Source organism: Proteiniborus sp. (genome assembly GCF_040308045.1).
In the GTDB taxonomy this organism is placed as follows: domain Bacteria; phylum Bacillota; class Clostridia; order Tissierellales; family Proteiniboraceae; genus Proteiniborus.
On the sequence record NZ_JAWRHZ010000055.1, the window covers coordinates 126,406 to 144,972 of the forward strand.

Sequence of the window (18,567 nt, forward strand, 5' to 3'; positions counted from 1 at the left end):
ATTTAAATACTTGCTATAATGTAAGCAAACAGGAATATTTCACACTAGGGGAGCATTAGTGCTGAGAGGAGGCAATTTTCGCTTCGACCCTTTAACCTGATCTAGTTAACACTAGCGTAGGGAAGTGTTTATAAATTATATTTCATTGCACTTATGTGCTATTGAAAACTAAATAGACACTAATCCCTCCCTAGTAAATATTCTAAAATCACAAAGGGAGGTTTTTTTATGATATCTATCGAAAAAAAAGAGAAAGTAAGGTTTTTAACAGAAAGTGGTATTATGATAGCGTTAGCCACTGTACTAAGTATGATAAAGGTTTATGAAGCACCTTTTGGTGGTTCTGTAACTGCTGGAAGTATGATTCCAATAATTCTTATTGGGATAAGATGGGGTACATTACCTGGAATAATAGTAGGATTAGTTTATGGAATACTTCAAGCAATTTTAGAACCATACATTGTGCATCCAATACAATTCCTTTTAGATTATCCAATAGCATTTGGATTACTAGGATTGAGTGGCTTATATAGAAACATAAGTAATATAAACCCTGGCAGTAAAACTATGGATTATGTTGGTGCAATATTTGGGATACTTATAGCGATATTCGGAAGATTTATTAGCCATGTTTTATCAGGGGTTGTGTTTTTTTCAGAAAATGCTGCTGATATAAACTCATGGCTATACTCATTAGGGTATAATGGAGCCTATCTATTAGTAGAATTAGTAATATCTATCATAATTATTATACTTTTATGGAAGCCTATTAGAAAAGCTATTATGTAAAGAGAGTGATTAAATGAAGGCTTTGATTATATCCAATGGAAACTTGAATGACATAGATATAGACTATTATTTTCAAAATGCTGATATAGTTATTTGTGCAGATGGAGGCGCAAGACATTTATTTAGTGAAAACCTTACCCCAGATTTTATAATTGGAGATTTGGACTCATTAGATTTAGAAATTTTAAATAGATTTAAACGAGTAGGAGTAGGACTACAAAAACATTCAACTCATAAAGATAAAACTGACACAGAGCTATCAATAGAATATGCCATTGAAAAGGGAGCTAATGATATTGTATTGTTAGGCGCTATAGGTAGTCGTCTAGATCATTCTATGGCGAATATAATGTTACTCTATAAATTTATTAATCAAAATATTAATATTACTGTTATAGATAGCCACAATGAAGTATTTATAACGAAAGATCTACTTAGGTTAAATAATAAAGAAGATAGTTTTATTTCAATAATACCATTAATTAATTCAAAAGTTAGTCTTCAAGGGTTTGAATATGATACTAATTGTGTAGATTTTAACATTGGTTCTACTTTGGGTATAAGCAATGCAATAAAGGATGAGGTAGGATTAGTAAAAGTTGAAGAAGGAATATGCCTTGTTATAAGATCAAGAGACTAGATAGGAAAGTCGGCAATTTGCCGGCTTTTTTGTCACATTTTTTTATTCGGAGAATACTATATAATAGTAGCCTTATAAGGGGTGTCTATATGCGTGGATATAGAAGATGGAAATTTAGAAAGCATATGATTGATGGTAGCGTTAAGAAAATTTTAGGAATAGTTTTAGCAGTATTAGGAGTTATTATAATAATTCAAGTAATACCTATAAGGGCGTGGGTATTTGCACTAGGTTTATTATTGATTTGCTTGGGTTGGTTTTTGTTTAGAATTTTCTAGGTAATTAATACTAGACATTTATTTTAGCTCAAAAAATCAGACAGGCTTCCATTATACTGGAAGCCATTTATTAGGCCACTGCATAAGCGACTTGCACGAAATCAGCAGTTTCGCAACACAAATTTATTTGTTCGTTAACACTCACATAAATTGTGTGCTCGTTGCATTTGACCTGCCTGCATTTTTCTGATAAAAGCGTTCAGAAAACCAGGTTAGGTCATAAAAGATTTCGGTAATCTGCTTATAATGCTCTTTCAACATTACCTGATCTGATACATCTTGTGCATACGTAAATTCTTTTTGGAGTCCCATTAACCATAGCTCTTATTCTACGTACATTTGGAGACCAAGTTCTATTACTTTTCTTATTTGAGAAAGTTACTAAGTGTCCTGACACTTTTCCCTTACCGCATACTTCGCAGAACCTTGCCATATAAAACACCTCCTTAAACCACTAGGTTAGATAGTAATCATTATTTAATACTACATTTCCAAAATCAACATATATTATTGTACCACATACTAGGTATTTTTTGCAATATGAAGATATTTTTATGTTCATTTTAATTATTATTTATTCTAAAGTTGAAGATAATACAAATATAATGTAAAATATAAATATATAATCCTTTATTCATTTTCCATAATAAAAGGAGGACTGTAAATGGCAGGGAAATTGACTAATAAATATGGAACAATAAATATTGATGAAAATGTTATAGAGACTATTGCTGGATTAGCAGCAACTGAAAGCTATGGACTAGTTGGAATGTCTAGTAGAAATGCAACAGATGGACTAGTTGAATTATTAAAAAAAGAACATGTTAAGAAAGGTGTAAAGGTTTACGCAGATGGTGACAGAATTATCGTTGATTTATTTGTAGTTGTACAATTTGGTACAAAAATTTCTGTGGTAGCAGACAATATAATTGACAAAGTAAAATACAATATAGAAAGCATAACTGGATTAAAGGTTGAAAAAGTAAATATAAATGTACAGGGAGTAAGAGTACAAAAGTAGGCTAAGGAGGTACTAATATTGAAAATTCAATACATAGATGGAAATATGCTCAAAAAATTATTTTTTGGAGCAGCTAACTGTCTTGAAAGAAATAAAGAAGCTGTCAATGCATTAAATGTCTTTCCTGTTCCTGATGGAGACACAGGCACTAATATGTCATTGACTATGCAGTCTGCTATTAAACAGATAAGAACTTTAGAAACAGATGACATAGATAAGGTTGTAACAGCTGCTTCAAATGGCTCTCTAATGGGTGCAAGAGGTAACTCAGGAGTAATACTTTCTCAATTATTTAGAGGATTTGCAAAAGGTTTGAAAGATGCTGATAAAGTAGATACTACTACAATTGCGATGGCCTTGAAGGTTGGTTCTGATACTGCCTATAAAGCAGTTATGAAGCCTATTGAAGGAACTATATTGACTGTTGCTAGAGAATGTGCTGATATGGCTTTGAATATTTCAAAAAAAGAAACTGATATTGTTGAATTCTTGAAAGCTGTTATTAAACATGGAGAAAATACTCTCGAGAAAACACCGGAAATGTTGCCTGTTTTAAAACAGGCAGGAGTTGTAGATGCAGGGGGAAAAGGGCTTATTACTATATTCATAGGTGCTCTAGAAGCCTTAACTGGTGAAGAAGAGGTACTAATCGAGGAAACAGTAGCTAAAGGTGAAACTGTTCATTTTTTTACAGAAACTGATGAAAATATCAAATTTGGATATTGTACTGAATTTATTATCGACAAAGCAACAGTGGACGAAAAGGTATTTAGAGATAAAATAGTGAGTCTTGGAGATTCTATGCTTGTAGTTGGTGGGGAAAATATTATAAAAGTACATATTCATACAAACAATCCTGGAGAGGTATTGCAAAAAGCATTGCAATATGGTGAACTTATAGATATCAAAATAGATAATATGAGATATCAGCATAGGAGTAATATAGCTGATTATACTGCAACTACAAAAACAACAGAAAATCCAGAACTAATGGAAAATAAAAAGTATAGCTTTATTACTGTTTCAATGGGCGAAGGACTTTCTAATGTTTTTAATGATCTGAATGCTGACTATGTAATTACAGGCGGACAGACTATGAATCCAAGCACGGAGGATATCCTCACTGCTGTTGATAATGTAAAAGGAGAAAACATTATTATTTTGCCTAATAATAGTAATATAATTTTAGCAGCTACTCAAGCAAAAGAAATGAGTAACAAAAAAGTAGAGGTATTACCAACTAAAACTATTCCTCAAGGGATAGCTGCATTAGTTGCTTTTGACGAAGAACTTAGCATGGAAGATAACATTTCAAACATGAAAAGTTTAATATCTACAGTGAAAACTGGTCAAGTAACTTTTTCTGTTAGAGATACAATCATAGAAGAAAAAGAGATTAAAAAAGATGACATTATGGGAATTTTTGATGGGAAGATAGAAGTAATAGGTAACAATGTTCATGATGTAGCTTTTGACTTAGTTAAAACTATGGTAACTGATGACAATGGTCTAATTACTTTATTTTATGGGAATGATTTATCCGAAGAAGATGCAAATGAACTTGCAAATAGACTCGAAGAAGAGTTTGAAGACCTAGATATTGAAGTTGTTTTTGGAGGACAGCCTCTTTATTATTATTTGATTTCAGTTGAATAAATGTATATTATATTTTTGTTTTACAAGAATTCGAGGTAATTGACTTTGGATTCTTGTTTATTTTTTGTATAATATACTTAGTAAATTATAGAGGTGAGCATTTTGGAGATACTTGATAAATCAGTCCAATATATTAAAGGCGTAGGTCCTAAAAAAGCAAAATTATTAAATAAAGTTGGCATAAAAACAATTGAAGATTTGATATACTATTTTCCTAGGTTATATGAGGACAGAAGAGAAACAAAAAAGATATCGTCTTTAAAGAACGGAGAGAAGGCAAATTTAAAAGTAATTATTTGTAGTACTCCCAAAACTTTTAAACCTAGAAGAAACATGACAATAACTAAGATGCTAGCGAAAGATGAAACAGGTATAATGTATTTAACTTGGTTTAACCAAGAATATATAGTAAATAATATTAGCATAGGAGATATTATTAACATTAGTGGAAGAGTGAAAAGAGCACAGAATTATTTTGAGATGCAAAATCCCATATATGAAAAAAATAATGGAAGCGGAAAGAAAATTGGAAGGATAGTTCCTATTTATCAATTGACTGAAGGTCTAACTAATAATGAAATAACTAAGATTATAGAACAAGCTTTAGTTTTGTATTTAGACGATGCTAAAGATATTATGCCAAATAATATTATTAGTGAGCTAAATCTATGTTCATTTAACCAAGCTATTAGTAACATTCATTTTCCCAAAGATAGACTTTCCTATAAAAAAGCTAAGGAAAGATTAGTTTTTGAAGAGTTATTAGTATTGCAACTAGGTTTATTTCTTCTAAAAAAGAGAAATTCCATTAATTATGAAGGCATTCAATTTGCTAGAAATGATAAAACTCATAATCTTATAGAGTCACTTCCATATAAATTAACATCTGCACAATTAAAAGTTTTTAATGAAATAAAAAATGATATGGAATCTTCTAAACAGATGAATCGGTTAGTTCAAGGTGATGTAGGATCGGGAAAAACAATTATTGCTGTATTAGCAATGTTAAAGGCATTTAACTCAGGATATCAATCTGTAATGATGGCACCTACTGAAATACTAGCAACTCAGCATTTTGATAGTGTAAAATCTTTACTTGAGAAATACAATGTTAATTGTGAATTGTTGATTAGTAATATCCCAGCAAAAAAGAAAAAAGATATATTAAAAAAAATTAAGACTGGTGAAGTAAATGTAATAATTGGTACTCATGCAGTGCTACAAGATAATGTAATCTTCTATAATCTGGGATTAGCAATAACAGACGAACAACATAGATTTGGTGTTAGACAAAGGGCAATCCTATCTTTAAAGGGGAGCAATCCAGATGTTCTTGTTATGACCGCAACTCCTATTCCTAGAACTTTAGCATTAATATTATATGGAGATCTTGAAGTGTCAGTAATTGATGAACTTCCAGCAGGGAGGAAAAAAATCCAAACTTTTGCAATTACAGGGGATATGAAAGATAGAGCTTACTCATTTATAAAAAAACAGATTAGTAAAGGTAGACAGGCATATATTGTTTGCCCTTTAGTTGAAGAATCAGAAAATATTGAGGCCCAATCTGCAAATAAATTATATGAAGTATTAAAAGACAAATATTTTACTGAATTAAAGCTTGGATTGCTTCACGGCCAAATGAAGAGTGTAGAAAAGGATAGTATAATGACTAAATTTAAAAATGGAGAAATAGATATTTTAATATCAACCACTGTAATTGAGGTTGGAGTAAATGTTCCAAATGCTAATGTAATGATGGTCGAGAATGCTGAGAGATTTGGTTTAGCTCAACTTCATCAGTTAAGGGGGAGAGTTGGAAGAGGAAACTATCAATCTTACTGTATATTAGTAAATGAAAGTAAAAGTAAGGTATCAAAAGAAAGAATGTCTATAATGGAGAGGTCAAATGACGGATTTATAATAGCTGAGAAAGACCTAGAAACTAGAGGACCAGGTGAATTTTTTGGAACAAGACAGCATGGATTACCTGAATTAAAAATTGCCAATTTATTTTCTGATATGAATACCGTAACAACAGCACAAAGAATAGCATTACGAGTACTAGAAGAAGATATTAATTTGTCATCAGAAAAATACAAAATGCTAAAAAAGAAAATGATAAAATTATTTAATAAAGAGTCTGAACTAATATCTTTTAATTGAAATATAAAAAAATTTAGCGGAAAACCAGGATAAAAATACTAATATTTGAGTATTTTGCAAAAAAGATAATTATATTGTTTAGAACTTGAGAATTTTGTGGTAAAATAGTAATTACAAATGAGGAGGAATTTTCTTGCGTGTTATTACAGGAAAATCAAAAGGAAGCAAATTGATTGCTCCTAAAGGGCTTCATACTCGCCCTACATCTGATAAAGTAAAAGAAGCTATTTTTAATATTCTTGGTGATATTTCAGATAAGAGCCAAGTACTAGACCTTTATGCAGGTTCTGGAAATATGGGGATAGAGTTTTTAAGTAGAGGAGCTAATGTTTGTTATTTCATTGACAATGATATTAATAGCATAAAATCTATTAAGGAAAATTTGAATAGAACAAAGCTTATAGAACAAGCTGTTGTATATAAAAATACTGCTGAAAAAGCTCTAAGCATACTAGGTTCAAAGGGCATTGTATTTGATTTTATCTTTTTAGACCCTCCATATGAAAAGGAAATTATAGTGCCTATACTTGAAAAAATAAGCAAAAATAAAATACTAAAAGATAAAGGAATTATTGTAGTTGAACACGAAAGCAAATTAATTTTACCAAAATTTGCAAACAACTTATTTAAGAAAGATTTTCGAAAGTATGGAGGAACTACAATATCTTTTTACATCTATGGGAGGTTGAATGATGAATGCAGTTTACTCGGGGACTTTTGATCCAGTAACTAATGGACATTTAGATATTATAGAAAGGTGTTCAAAGAAATTTGGAAGAATTACTGTGCTGGTTTTGAATAATCCTTCGAAAAAACATATGTTTACTGTTGAGGAAAGGATAAATTTATTAAGAGAGGTAACCAAAGATATAAAAAATGTTGAAGTTGATTCTTTTAGTGGTTTATTAGTAGACTATATGAAGAAAAACCAAGTAAAACTAATAGTTAGAGGATTAAGAGCTGTTTCAGATTTTGAATATGAAATGCAAATGGCTTTAATGAATAATAGACTTTATGATGATGCAGAAACGGTTTTTTTGATTGCAAGGAACCAATATTCATATTTAAGCTCAAGTATTGTTAAGGAAGTTGCTAGCTTTAACGGAAATATTAATGGCTTAGTACCTAAAATAGTGGAATTAGCAATAAAGGAAAAACTTAAGGGGGTTTAAAAAAATGGATGTCTTAAAACTGCTAGATGAAATTGAGGATATTATTGAAGGAAGTTCAACAATACCTTTTGCAGGCAAAGCACTAGTAGACAAAGGAGATATTTTAGAGATTATTAAGGAAATAAGAATAAAATTACCTGATGAAATAAAGCAAGCTGAATGGATCAAGGAAGAAAGGCAAAGGATTCTAGCCGAAGCCCAAAATGAAGCAGATACTATGGTTAAAGAAGTAAAAATACATATTGAAGAAATGGTTGAACAAGATGAGATTACAAAATTAGCTTATGAAAGGGCAGAAGAGATTGTTTCAAAGGCTCAAAATAATGCTAAAGAAATACGAATAGGAGCAAGAGAATATGCTGATGGTCTTCTTAAAGAAACAGAAGTAAAATTAAAAAATATTATTGATACATTAGAAAAGAATAGACAAGAATTAAATAATTTTTAAAAATAGTAGACTCCTCATACGAGGAGCTCTGTTATTTTTTGATAGCAAGAGATTTGATACTATACATACTTCCGATAACAATTGAAATAGAGATAACTACTATTATGAATATAAGCTCTAAACCTATTGAAAACTTAAGAATCTTTAGCCAGTTTCCTAAGATACTTTCATGCATACTATTACTACTAGCTAAAAAGGAAGCAACTATAATATTATTAAAAAGCATTTTGTATAATCCATAACAATACATTGATGAAAATAAGGCATGAAGAACTTTTGATAACAAATATAGCTTGGAACTGATATCAGTTAAATTGATCATGCTAATAGATTGGCTATGTATTGAAAAACCACTCCAACCTATTAAAAAACTCACTGTACATAATTGTGTAATAATGCTTGTGGTCTTTGCTTCAGAAACTAATTTGCATCCATTTGTCATTTCTAAAAGTCCACTAATAAATCCTTCAACAAGCTTTGTATCTAGATTAATAGGTATTATGATTTTAATTATACTTGACAGAAAATTAATGACCCCTGTAGTTGCTAAAATTTCAATAATAACTGAATATATAATTATAAATCCCCCAACCATAAACATTGCTTCAAGAGCAGATTTAATTGAATCATTCATCAATATACTTATACTTCTACCGTCCCTTTTTCTAGCTTCTATTAATTCTTTGAATGCACTTTTAAGATAGTTTTTTTTATTATATACATTTTTACTTTTTTTTGCTTTGAAACATCCATAATTTCTAAAAATTATACCTGTTGTTATGGCGCCTAAGTAGTGAGAAGATGTTAATAAGGCACCTATGGAAGGATTATTGAACATGCCTACAGAAACAGCTCCAATCATAAATAGCGGGCCTGAAGTACTACAAAATGAAACTAGCCTTTGAGCTTCAATTCTATTAATGATTTTTTGCTGCCTAAGTTTAGAAATTAAAGAAACCCCTACTGGATAACCTGATGCAATACTCATCGCAAAGGAAAAAGAGCCTTCACCAGAAACACCAAATAAAGGCTGCATTATTGGATTTAAAAGTACTCCTATAAAATTAACTACTCCAAGTCCTATGAGCATTTCTGCTCCAATAAAAAAAGGCATTAAAGACGGTAGAACGATATTTGCCCACGTTTTTAGACCTTTTAGTGCTGCGTTTATAGTATTATAAGGAAATATTATTAGACTAGAAACAAAAAATATTACTAGTAAGGCAAGTAAATATGTTTTGATATTCTTAAGTTTAAAAAATTTTTTTTTGTTAAATAAATATACTGCAAAAAACACAATAACTGTAATAGGTAATATAAACATATATTTAGTCATAATGGGCCTCCTGTTGTCTCTACTGATATATTATATTGAGGCCATTTTGATAATATGAATATAATCTGAGACTTGTTCAAAAGAAAACTGTGTCTATAGAAACAAGCTAAATTATGAAAATCTATAACCTAATATATGGAGATGTGAAATAATCTAAGTTCGATTTCATTTGACTTTTACTAAGACCCAATACATAAATATCAGTTGCTTTTTTATCAAGTTCAATCATTTGATTTAAAATTTCGTTATTTAACATTATATAGTCAGCAAATTTTGTTATTATGGGTAAAGAACTTGTTCTTTTTGCTTGTTTTATTATTTTAATGCCTTTAGCACTCATCCCTAATATTCTTATGTATTGAGGACCATGTAAATTGAGATTATTAAATATATCTTTATTTAAGTTAATGAGTAAATGAATAAGTATTCTTTTTAACCTAGTTGTAGTATATCTTTTAGTATTCATACAATTTAATATTTCATATATATTACTATGGTTATTAGAACAGCTTATAATTCTATTTTCCAGTCCTTCAGTCACATCTATTATATTTTTAAGTTTTTCTGAAGTAGTATTTCTCAATAAATACAATAATATTACAGAAAAATTGTTTAGCGAATTAAAATCATTATTTTCACTATAAAAGTTTTTTAGATGTTTATATGTGATTGGAGGTACGGTGTGTTTAATGTTTTCCATCCAAGAATTGTTAATAATCTGTTCACGAATAGCTGTTGCACTAGATATAGATCCAGTAAGACTTTTATCATGATATCTTGACTGTTTCCTCTTAATTGTATAAGGCTTAATCTCGCTACCAATTCTATTTAATGCCTTCAAATATTCTATTGAGAGAATATTGTTAGGGTTAGAGATGATGTTACTAATTATAGATGTGTCAATAGTGCTAGATTCTTTTAGATAATTAATTAAGGCATATTCTATAGCTTTTGGATAAGAAAATCCTTGCTCTAATGCTGACTTTAGTGATTTAACATAAGAATCAGGTTCGTAATAAAGTATTTTAGTAATATAGTTTAATAACTGAATATCACCAAGCTCGCTACCAAAACAGACACTATCTATACATCCCATACTATCAAGTATTTTAATAGCGCCAAATGCAAATAATTCAGCGCTTTGACACGCATATATTATTGGTAACTCTATTACCAAATCAACTCCGTTATCTACAGCCATTTTCGCTCTAGTCCACTTATCAACTAAAGCTGGCTCACCTCTTTGAAGGAAGTTTCCACTCATAATTGCAACAGAATACTCAGAATTTGTTATTCTTTTAGATTCATTTAAATGGTATAAATGACCGTTATGAAATGGATTATATTCAGTAATAAGTCCGACTATTTTCATATAAACCTCCTTATAACAAAATATGAATATTAATAATAAAAAAAGTCTATTTTTATTATATCATTAAAAGAAGATTATTAATGAAAAATATAGGAAATAATCTATATATAGTTGATTTTTTTGCAAGGTTATAATATTATGAGAATTGTTAATATATATACACTTTAGGAGGGAAAATATGAAAATATTAGTTATTAACTGTGGGAGTTCTTCACTTAAATATCAGTTAATTGATATGTCAAATGAATATGTACTAGCAAAAGGTTTAGCTGAAAGAATAGGTATTGAAGGCTCTAGAATAAAGCATAAACCAACTGGCAAGGAAGATGTGATCATAGAAAAGCCAATGAGTAACCACAAAGTAGCCTTAGAGATAGTTTTAGATTCAATAGTTGATTCAAATTATGGAGTTATTAAATCTATGGATGAAATAAGTGCAGTTGGACATAGAGTTGTACATGGAGGAGAAAAGTTTTCTGAATCTGTTATAATTGATGACGATGTTATGAAAGCCATAAGAGACTGCGTGGAATTAGCACCATTACATAATCCACCTAATATAACTGGTATAGAAGCTTGTAAAGAGCTTATGCCAAACACCCCTATGGTGGCAGTTTTTGATACGGCTTTCCATCAGACAATGACACCTGATAATTATATATATCCTATACCTTATGATTATTATGAAAAGTATAAAATTAGAAGATATGGATTTCACGGTACTTCTCATAAATATGTATCTTTGAGAGCTGCTGAAATTTTAGGTAAAGATATTAAAGATTTAAATATTGTTACATGTCATCTAGGAAATGGATCAAGTGTATGTGCAGTTCAAGGCGGAAAATCTATGGATACAAGTATGGGATTCACACCATTGGAAGGTTTAGCTATGGGAACTAGGTCTGGAGATATTGACCCAGCAATAATTCCTTTTATAATGGATAAAGAAAATATGACATTTGAAGAAGCAAATGATATGTTAAATAAAAAATCTGGGGTCTTAGGTATTTCAGGACTTAGCAGTGATTTTAGGGATTTAGAAATTGCAACTGAAGAAGGCAACGAGAGAGCTAAACTAGCTATAGATGTATTTGTAAATAGGGTAAAAAAATACGTTGGAGCATATGTGGCTACTATGTGCAGTATAGATGCACTTGTGTTTACAGCTGGTATTGGAGAAAATTCAGGATATATCAGAGAAAAAGTATGTGAAGGCTTAGAGTGCTTAGGTATTAAAATTGATCCAGAACTAAATAATGTAAGAGGAAAAGAAGCACAACTAAATAAAGACTTAACATCTACTGCTATTCTCGTTATTCCAACTAATGAAGAGTTAATGATTGCTAGAGATACAAAGTCATTAATATCTTAATATGATTAGACAGGCAGGATTGTCCTGCCTTATTTTCTATCATATGGGAGTTCAACAATTATTCTTGACAAACCTTCTATAATTTAGATATAATAAAATTTGGCAATATTCAAGAGGTGAACTTAATGAAAATAGATCTATCCAAGCTAATTGATAGAGCAGTTTATAAGATTGACTTTGTACACTCTTTGGATTTAGATAAGGTATTAACCAAAACTAGGGAAATAATTATGTCTAGTCCAGTTGAAACTAAGGGCAGTATTTATATGACTGATGAAGGATTGTATCTAGATGCAACAGTTTCATATGAGTACTATGAAAATTGTGCTAGATGTCTAAAAGAGTTTGTTAATAAAATAGAGACTGCTTTATCAGGAAGACTTGTGGAAAATTCTAAATTATCAAGAAAAATAGATGATGAAGAACTAGTATTCTATTATGATAATGACGAGGTAGAATTAGTAGAGCAAGTTTTAACCTCAATATTATTGTCTTTACCTATGAAGTCGTTATGTGATGATAATTGTAAAGGGTTATGCCTAGTCTGTGGAAAAGATTTGAATAAAGAAGAGTGTAATTGTAATATTCAAGAAATTGATCCTCGTCTAGCTAAACTAAAAGATTTATTTGACTGATTTAAGGAGGTGTTTTTAATGGCAGTACCAAAACGAAAGACATCAAAGGCAAGAAGAGATAAAAGAAGAGCATCAGCTCAAGTATTAACAAAAGCAACTGTAGTTGAATGCCCACAATGTCACGAGCCGAAGTTACCACATAGAGTTTGCAAATCTTGTGGGTATTATAAAAACAAAGAAGTTGTATCTGTTGAATAGTATGTGAAAAGAGATAGTGTATAAGACCACTATCTTTTTTTTATTTAAAAACCCCTTGATTTTTTTTACGCATCATTGTATACTTAATATTAGTATCAGGTACTAAATACAAGTATTAACTCGAGGTGAAAATTATGAATAACGTAAAGTTAAGTAAAAAAGAGAGACATATTAGACTTGTTGAAAAATTAAAAAAGGACCCATTTTTAACTGATGAAGAGTTAATGCAAATGTTCAATGTAAGTATTCAAACCATAAGGCTAGATAGACTTGAATTAGGGATACCAGAATTGAGAGAGAGAATAAAAAATGTAGCTGAGCAAAGCTATTCAAAAGTTAGAACAATTGGAGGAACTGAAATCGTAGGAGAACTAGTGGATATTAACTTAGGGAAAAATGGTATCTCAATACTTGAAACAGATGAGAATATGGCTTTCATGAAAACTAGTGTTGTAAGAGGACATAACATCTATGCTCAAGCAGAGTCTTTAGCTATCGCAGTAATTGACGCTGATGTTGCATTAACAGGAGTTGCAAATGTAAAATATAAGGATCTTGTAAAGGCCGGGGAAAAATTAATTGCAAAGGCAGAGGTAACTAGAAAAAGAGGTAACAAATATTTTGTCCATGTTTTTACCTATGTTGGACAAAAACAAGTTTTCAGGGGAAAATTTATACTCGTATCTATTGAGCAAAATAATCAGGAGGAGAATTAATATGATAATAGCTGTAGATGCTATGGGAGGAGACCAAGGTTTACTAGCCACAGTTAAGGGAAGCATTGAGGCAATAAAAGAATTGGGAGTTAATATAATCCTTATAGGCAATGAAGAGAAGATTAAAAATGAAATATTAAAAAACAACTATTGCGGAAGTGATATAGAAATTATAAATGCTGAAGAAGTCATAACAAACGACGAAGAGCCAGCTATGGCCATAAGAAGAAAAAAGAAATCTTCAATGGTGATTGGACTTAATCTCGTAAAAGAAGGTTCAGCAGATGCTTTTGTATCTTCTGGGAGCACAGGAGCTTTACTTGCAGGTGGACTGTTTATTGTCAAGAGAATTAAAGGGATAGATAGAGCTGCTCTTGCAATACCATATCCTACAAAAAGAGGTGTTTCTTTATTGTTAGATGCTGGTGCTAATACTGATTGTAAAGCTAAATATCTTCAGCAGTTCGCTATTATGGGTTCAATCTATACAGAAAAAATTTTAAACATTGGTAATCCTAAGGTTTCGCTTATAAATATTGGTACTGAAGAAGGCAAAGGAAATGAATTATCAAAAGAGGCATATCTGTTATTGAGAAGTTCAAATATTAATTTTGTTGGTAATATAGAAGCAAGAGATATTCCTGAAGGAGTAGCTGATGTTTTAGTTTGTGATGGATTTGTTGGAAATATTATATTAAAGTTAACTGAAGGGCTCGCTATGTCGATTTTCAGTATGCTAAAAGATGAGTTTATGAGCTCAATTAAAAGTAAAATTGGAGCATTACTATTAAAATCAGGTTTTAAAAAATTTAAAAAAAGGCTTGATTATACAGAATATGGGGGAGCTCCTTTATTAGGTACAAGGGGTGTTGTGATAAAGGCTCACGGCAGTTCAGATGCTAAAGCCATTAAGAATGCCATAAAACAAGCTAAGGTCTTTGTAGAGAATAAAGTAATCGAAAAGATAGAAGATGAGATAAGCTCTTTGGGAGGTAATCATGACACAGAGGAAAGGTTTTAATGGAGTGGGAATTATTGGCACAGGAAGCTATGTGCCAGAAAAAGTAATAACAAATTTCGATTTGGAAAAAATTGTAGATACATCAGATGAATGGATCAGAACTCGTACTGGAATTAAGGAAAGAAGAATCCTTGATAAGGAAAAAGGGTCATCATATATGGCAATTGAAGCAGCTAAAAAAGCTCTTGAAGCTTCAGAATTACAACCAGAAGCTATAGATTTAATTATTGTTTCGACAGTTACACCAGATATGATGTTTCCTTCAACAGCTTGCTTAGTACAAGAAAGTTTAAAATGCAAAAATGCAGCTGCATTTGATTTGGAAGCAGCTTGTTCAGGGTTTCTATATGGTCTTTCAGTAGCATATTCTTTTGTAAGTGCAAGAATATATAAGAACGTTTTACTCATAGGTACTGATGCACTTTCTAGAATAACAGACTGGACAGATAGAAACACATGCGTATTATTTGGCGACGGGGCGGGAGCGGCTGTGATAAGTGAAGTTCCAGAAGGAAAGGGTATACTAGGATTAGACTTAGGTGCAGATGGTGAAGGAAAAAACCTATTGAAGCTTGTTGCAGGAGGCTCATTAATGCCAGCTACAGAAGAAACTATTAAAAACAAGCTGCATTATATATATATGGAAGGAAACGAAGTGTTCAAATTTGCAGTAAGAAAGATGGAAGAAATATCTCTTAAAATTATAGAAAAGAATAAACTAAATTTGGGAGATATTGATTATTTAGTACCCCATCAAGCAAACATGAGAATTATTGAATCTGCTAGAAAAAAATTAAAGCTTGCAGAAAACAAAGTATATGTAAATTTAGAGAATTACGGAAATATGTCTTCTGCTTCTATACCTGTAGCACTAGATGAAGCTGTAAGAAAAAATAAAATCAAAGACAATGATGTAGTTTTACTTATTGGCTTTGGAGGAGGGCTTACTTGGGGAGCCATGTTAATAAGGTGGTATAGTAAAGGGAGGTACTAATTTGATTAAAACGGAAATATGTGATTTGTTAAATATTAAATATCCAATAATCCAAGGTGGCATGGCTTGGGTAGCTACAGCAGAACTAGCTGCAGCAGTCTCAAACGCTGGCGGTTTAGGAGTTATAGGATGTGGCGCTGCCCCAAAAGCTGTAATAAAAGAGGAGATAACTAAGATAAAGAGACTTACAGATAAGTCGTTTGGTGTTAATGTAATGCTTTTATCTCCTTATGTTGATGAAATAATTCAGCTTTTATATGAAGAGAAAGCACCAGTAGTGACGACTGGGGCAGGTAATCCTGGAAAATATATGAGTATGTTTAAAGAAATAGGGACAAAAGTAATACCAGTAGTGCCTTCAGTTGCTTTAGCAAAAAGAATGGAGAAAATAGGAGCAGATGCAATTATTGTGGAAGGTACTGAAGCTGGAGGACACATCGGGGAACTAACAACTATGTCCTTAGTCCCTCAAGTTGCAGATGAAGTTAGTATACCAGTAATTGCTGCAGGCGGAATTGCTGATGGCAGAGGTTTTATTGCCTCACTAGCATTAGGAGCAAAGGGAGTTCAAATAGGTACAAGATTTGTTTGTACAGTTGAGTGTCAGGCACATGAAAAATATAAAAATGCGATTATTAATTCAGCAGATAGAGATGCTATAGTTACAGGAAGAAGTACTGGACACCCCGTAAGATCATTAAGAAATAAATTCACAAAGAAACTTCTTGAGCTTGAAAAACAAAATACAGATATGGAAACCTTAGAAACCTTAGGAGTTGGTAAGTTAAGAAAAGCTGTCATTGAAGGAGATGTAGAAAATGGCTCTGTCATGGCAGGTCAGATTAGTGGACTAATAAAAGATATTAAGACATGTGAAGAAGTTATACAAGATATAATAGCAGATGCAGAGAATGTAAAAAACAGAATAATTTACATTTAGAGGTGATATAATGGGCAGAATAGCTTTTCTTTTTCCAGGACAAGGAGCACAGTATGTAGGAATGGGTAAAGAAATTGCAGATAGATTTACTATTGCTAGCAATATATTTGAAATATCAAGGGAAATACTTAAGCTAGATATTAAAAAGCTTTGCTTTGATGGGCCAGATGAAGAATTAATGAAGACTGAGTTTACTCAACCAGCCATATTAGCAACATCTATTGCCATATTAAAAGTAATAGAGGAATATGGAATATCTGCAGATGTTTGTGCAGGTTTAAGCTTGGGAGAGTATTCTGCTCTAGTATATTCTGGAGCGTTAGACTTTGAGGATGCTATAGGATTAGTAAGAAAAAGAGGAAAATTTATGCAAGAAGCAGTACCAGAGGGAAAGGGTACTATGGCTGCTATACTTGGTTTAGATAAAGATACAATAGCAAATATAATTGAGCAAGCTAGTGAAAAAGGAGTTATTGAAGGAGCAAATTATAATTGCCCAGGTCAAGTCGTTCTATCTGGAGAGGTTAAAGCTATAATAGAAGCTTGCGATATTGCAAAGGCTAAAGGCGCAAAAAAAGCAATTCCTCTACCGGTGAGTGCTCCATTTCATTGTAGTATGCTATTTGATGCTGGTGAAAGATTAAGTTACGAGTTAAATGAAATTAAAATAAATGAACCGCTTAAAGAAGTTATTTCAAATGTTACTGGAGATTATATTAGAAGTAGTGCAGAAATTAAGGAGCTATTAATTCATCAGGTTTCAATGCCAGTTCTATGGGAACAATCTGTAGAAAGAATGTTAATCGATGGAGTGGATACATTTATTGAAATAGGCCCTGGAAAAAGTTCAATTGGTTTTGTAAAGAGAATTGGGAAGAATTGTAATAAGGGGCTGAACCTTTATAATGTTGAAAACATTGAGACGCTAGAGAATTTGATGACAAAACTAGGGTAATTGAGGTGAAGAAATGAATCTTAATGGAAAAATAGCATTAGTTACTGGCGGTTCAAGAGGAATTGGAAGAGCTATCGCACTTAAACTTGCTTCACTTGGCTCGGATATATTGTTTACTTATTCTAGCAATGTAGAAAAAGCAAAGGAAGTACAGTTAGAAATTGAAAATATGGGAAGAAGTGTACTAGCAATAAAAGCAGATGTATCCAAAATAGATGAAGTTGAAAGAATGATACAGGAAGGTATGAATTATTTTTCTAAAATTGACATATTAGTTAATAATGCAGGAATTGCTAAAGATAATCTCCTTATGAGGATGACTGAAAAAGAATGGAATGATGTTATAGATGTGAATTTAAAAGGCATCTTTAATGTTACTAAGTGTATAATAAGAAACATGATTAAGCAAAAAAACTGCAGTATTATAAATATAGCATCTATAGTTGGTATCTCAGGAAATGCTGGACAGTGTAATTATTCTGCATCAAAAGCAGGAATTATTGGTTTTACAAAATCGTTAGCTAAAGAAGTAGGTAAGAAAAATATTAGAGTAAATGCTGTAGCTCCAGGTTTTATTGAAACTGATATGACGGAAAAGCTTTCAGAAAAGATAGTTGAAGAATATTTAGATAAAATAGCACTTCATAAACTTGGTGAACCTGAAGATATTGCTAATGCTGTTGCATTTTTGGCAAGTGACATGTCAAAGTATATAACAGGTCAAACTATTGTTGTTGATGGTGGGATATTAATTTAATATAATATAAAATATATTTACTGGGTAATGTAAAAAGTTCTATGAAAAAATAAGAGTCAAAAAATAGTGCATCTAAAGCAAATTTCTAGTAGGTTCTCCCG

21 protein-coding genes and 1 riboswitch are annotated in these 18,567 nt (G+C 31.4%); of the genes, 18 read left to right on the forward strand and 3 right to left on the reverse strand.

Annotated features, from left to right (window positions below; all coding sequences use genetic code 11):
- Positions 1 to 36 precede the first annotated feature (36 nt).
- A riboswitch (TPP riboswitch) is annotated at positions 37 to 140 on the forward strand.
- 88 nt (positions 141 to 228) lie between these two features.
- The 3 genes from thiT (at position 229) to ABV008_RS11515 (ending at position 1,707) form a co-directional block, all read left to right on the forward strand.
- Positions 229 to 789: an energy-coupled thiamine transporter ThiT gene (gene thiT / locus ABV008_RS11505; RefSeq protein WP_352419963.1), complete on the forward strand. Its 561-nt coding sequence runs from the start codon at positions 229 to 231 to the stop codon at positions 787 to 789.
- Between the two features lie 13 nt (positions 790 to 802).
- Positions 803 to 1,429, forward strand: a complete 627-nt coding sequence (locus ABV008_RS11510) for a thiamine diphosphokinase (protein ID WP_352419964.1) — start codon at positions 803 to 805, stop codon at positions 1,427 to 1,429.
- Positions 1,430 to 1,518: 89 nt separating this feature from the next.
- The gene (locus tag ABV008_RS11515) at positions 1,519 to 1,707 is read left to right on the forward strand and encodes a hypothetical protein (RefSeq protein WP_352419965.1); all 189 of its coding nucleotides are present in this window, start codon (positions 1,519 to 1,521) and stop codon (positions 1,705 to 1,707) included.
- Between the two features lie 241 nt (positions 1,708 to 1,948).
- Here the strand turns inward: ABV008_RS11515 and rpmB are convergent, their stop codons facing one another.
- Positions 1,949 to 2,140, reverse strand: a complete 192-nt coding sequence (gene rpmB / locus ABV008_RS11520) for a 50S ribosomal protein L28 (RefSeq protein ID WP_074350406.1) — start codon at positions 2,138 to 2,140, stop codon at positions 1,949 to 1,951.
- Between the two features lie 231 nt (positions 2,141 to 2,371).
- Here rpmB and ABV008_RS11525 point away from each other — a divergent pair, with 231 nt between their 5' ends.
- From ABV008_RS11525 to ABV008_RS11550, 6 genes are all read left to right on the forward strand, one after another.
- Positions 2,372 to 2,728 (forward strand): Asp23/Gls24 family envelope stress response protein, encoded by a 357-nt coding sequence (locus tag ABV008_RS11525; protein ID WP_352419966.1) that lies wholly within the window; start codon positions 2,372 to 2,374, stop codon positions 2,726 to 2,728.
- An 18-nt stretch (positions 2,729 to 2,746) separates the two neighbouring features.
- Positions 2,747 to 4,384 carry a DAK2 domain-containing protein gene (locus ABV008_RS11530; protein WP_502929780.1) on the forward strand — a complete coding sequence of 546 codons (1,638 nt, stop codon included), beginning with the start codon at positions 2,747 to 2,749 and terminating at the stop codon, positions 4,382 to 4,384.
- Between the two features lie 93 nt (positions 4,385 to 4,477).
- Positions 4,478 to 6,550 (forward strand): ATP-dependent DNA helicase RecG, encoded by a 2,073-nt coding sequence (gene recG / locus ABV008_RS11535; protein ID WP_352419967.1) that lies wholly within the window; start codon positions 4,478 to 4,480, stop codon positions 6,548 to 6,550.
- 133 nt (positions 6,551 to 6,683) lie between these two features.
- Positions 6,684 to 7,271, forward strand: a complete 588-nt coding sequence (rsmD, locus tag ABV008_RS11540; protein ID WP_352419968.1) for a 16S rRNA (guanine(966)-N(2))-methyltransferase RsmD — start codon at positions 6,684 to 6,686, stop codon at positions 7,269 to 7,271.
- On the forward strand, positions 7,240 to 7,722 hold the full coding sequence (gene coaD, locus ABV008_RS11545) for a pantetheine-phosphate adenylyltransferase (RefSeq protein ID WP_352419969.1): 483 nt from the start codon (positions 7,240 to 7,242) through the stop codon (positions 7,720 to 7,722). Before rsmD ends, coaD begins: the two co-directional genes overlap by 32 nt.
- A gap of 4 nt (positions 7,723 to 7,726) precedes the next feature.
- Positions 7,727 to 8,170, forward strand: coding sequence for an ATPase (locus tag ABV008_RS11550; RefSeq protein ID WP_352419970.1), 444 nt, complete (start codon positions 7,727 to 7,729; stop codon positions 8,168 to 8,170).
- A gap of 31 nt (positions 8,171 to 8,201) precedes the next feature.
- Here ABV008_RS11550 and spoVV read toward each other — a convergent pair whose 3' ends face one another.
- Positions 8,202 to 9,506, reverse strand: coding sequence for a dipicolinic acid transporter SpoVV (gene spoVV / locus ABV008_RS11555; protein WP_352419971.1), 1,305 nt, complete (start codon positions 9,504 to 9,506; stop codon positions 8,202 to 8,204).
- Positions 9,507 to 9,627: 121 nt separating this feature from the next.
- Positions 9,628 to 10,878: a nucleotidyltransferase gene (locus ABV008_RS11560; RefSeq protein ID WP_352419972.1), complete on the reverse strand. Its 1,251-nt coding sequence runs from the start codon at positions 10,876 to 10,878 to the stop codon at positions 9,628 to 9,630.
- 178 nt (positions 10,879 to 11,056) lie between these two features.
- On the opposite strand from ABV008_RS11560, the gene ABV008_RS11565 reads away from it, so the two are divergent.
- The 9 genes from ABV008_RS11565 to fabG all read left to right on the forward strand — a co-directional run bounded on the left by ABV008_RS11565 (position 11,057) and on the right by fabG (position 18,466).
- Positions 11,057 to 12,250 (forward strand): acetate/propionate family kinase, encoded by a 1,194-nt coding sequence (locus ABV008_RS11565; RefSeq protein WP_352419973.1) that lies wholly within the window; start codon positions 11,057 to 11,059, stop codon positions 12,248 to 12,250.
- A gap of 125 nt (positions 12,251 to 12,375) precedes the next feature.
- Positions 12,376 to 12,885, forward strand: coding sequence for a YceD family protein (locus ABV008_RS11570; RefSeq protein WP_352419974.1), 510 nt, complete (start codon positions 12,376 to 12,378; stop codon positions 12,883 to 12,885).
- Between the two features lie 18 nt (positions 12,886 to 12,903).
- Positions 12,904 to 13,083 (forward strand): 50S ribosomal protein L32, encoded by a 180-nt coding sequence (rpmF, locus tag ABV008_RS11575; RefSeq protein WP_074350396.1) that lies wholly within the window; start codon positions 12,904 to 12,906, stop codon positions 13,081 to 13,083.
- Positions 13,084 to 13,217: 134 nt separating this feature from the next.
- Positions 13,218 to 13,799 (forward strand): transcription factor FapR, encoded by a 582-nt coding sequence (gene fapR, locus ABV008_RS11580; protein ID WP_352419975.1) that lies wholly within the window; start codon positions 13,218 to 13,220, stop codon positions 13,797 to 13,799.
- Between the two features lies 1 nt (position 13,800).
- Entirely contained in the window at positions 13,801 to 14,820 is a 1,020-nt protein-coding gene (gene plsX / locus ABV008_RS11585) for a phosphate acyltransferase PlsX (RefSeq protein ID WP_352419976.1), read from the forward strand.
- A complete protein-coding gene (locus tag ABV008_RS11590; RefSeq protein WP_352419977.1) occupies positions 14,798 to 15,814 on the forward strand; it encodes a beta-ketoacyl-ACP synthase III in 1,017 nt (338 codons plus the stop codon). The genes plsX and ABV008_RS11590 overlap by 23 nt, the downstream gene beginning before the upstream one ends.
- 1 nt (position 15,815) lies before the next feature.
- On the forward strand, positions 15,816 to 16,754 hold the full coding sequence (gene fabK, locus ABV008_RS11595; RefSeq protein WP_352419978.1) for an enoyl-[acyl-carrier-protein] reductase FabK: 939 nt from the start codon (positions 15,816 to 15,818) through the stop codon (positions 16,752 to 16,754).
- Between the two features lie 10 nt (positions 16,755 to 16,764).
- On the forward strand, positions 16,765 to 17,709 hold the full coding sequence (gene fabD / locus ABV008_RS11600) for an ACP S-malonyltransferase (RefSeq protein ID WP_352419979.1): 945 nt from the start codon (positions 16,765 to 16,767) through the stop codon (positions 17,707 to 17,709).
- Positions 17,710 to 17,722: 13 nt separating this feature from the next.
- Positions 17,723 to 18,466 carry a 3-oxoacyl-[acyl-carrier-protein] reductase gene (gene fabG / locus ABV008_RS11605; RefSeq protein WP_352419980.1) on the forward strand — a complete coding sequence of 248 codons (744 nt, stop codon included), beginning with the start codon at positions 17,723 to 17,725 and terminating at the stop codon, positions 18,464 to 18,466.
- Positions 18,467 to 18,567: the final 101 nt, after the last annotated feature.

Coding starts and splice junctions, on each gene's coding strand:
- ABV008_RS11525 (WP_352419966.1), top strand. CDS start 2,372: ATGGCAGGGAAATTGACTAATAAATATGGAACAATAAATATTGATGAA.
- ABV008_RS11590 (WP_352419977.1), top strand. CDS start 14,798: ATGACACAGAGGAAAGGTTTTAATGGAGTGGGAATTATTGGCACAGGA.
- coaD (WP_352419969.1), top strand. CDS start 7,240: ATGATGAATGCAGTTTACTCGGGGACTTTTGATCCAGTAACTAATGGA.
- fapR (WP_352419975.1), top strand. CDS start 13,218: ATGAATAACGTAAAGTTAAGTAAAAAAGAGAGACATATTAGACTTGTT.
- ABV008_RS11550 (WP_352419970.1), top strand. CDS start 7,727: ATGGATGTCTTAAAACTGCTAGATGAAATTGAGGATATTATTGAAGGA.
- spoVV (WP_352419971.1), bottom strand. CDS start 9,506: ATGACTAAATATATGTTTATATTACCTATTACAGTTATTGTGTTTTTT.
- rpmB (WP_074350406.1), bottom strand. CDS start 2,140: ATGGCAAGGTTCTGCGAAGTATGCGGTAAGGGAAAAGTGTCAGGACAC.
- ABV008_RS11565 (WP_352419973.1), top strand. CDS start 11,057: ATGAAAATATTAGTTATTAACTGTGGGAGTTCTTCACTTAAATATCAG.
- ABV008_RS11570 (WP_352419974.1), top strand. CDS start 12,376: ATGAAAATAGATCTATCCAAGCTAATTGATAGAGCAGTTTATAAGATT.
- fabG (WP_352419980.1), top strand. CDS start 17,723: ATGAATCTTAATGGAAAAATAGCATTAGTTACTGGCGGTTCAAGAGGA.
- ABV008_RS11515 (WP_352419965.1), top strand. CDS start 1,519: ATGCGTGGATATAGAAGATGGAAATTTAGAAAGCATATGATTGATGGT.
- thiT (WP_352419963.1), top strand. CDS start 229: ATGATATCTATCGAAAAAAAAGAGAAAGTAAGGTTTTTAACAGAAAGT.
- rpmF (WP_074350396.1), top strand. CDS start 12,904: ATGGCAGTACCAAAACGAAAGACATCAAAGGCAAGAAGAGATAAAAGA.
- plsX (WP_352419976.1), top strand. CDS start 13,801: ATGATAATAGCTGTAGATGCTATGGGAGGAGACCAAGGTTTACTAGCC.
- ABV008_RS11510 (WP_352419964.1), top strand. CDS start 803: ATGAAGGCTTTGATTATATCCAATGGAAACTTGAATGACATAGATATA.
- fabD (WP_352419979.1), top strand. CDS start 16,765: ATGGGCAGAATAGCTTTTCTTTTTCCAGGACAAGGAGCACAGTATGTA.
- ABV008_RS11560 (WP_352419972.1), bottom strand. CDS start 10,878: ATGAAAATAGTCGGACTTATTACTGAATATAATCCATTTCATAACGGT.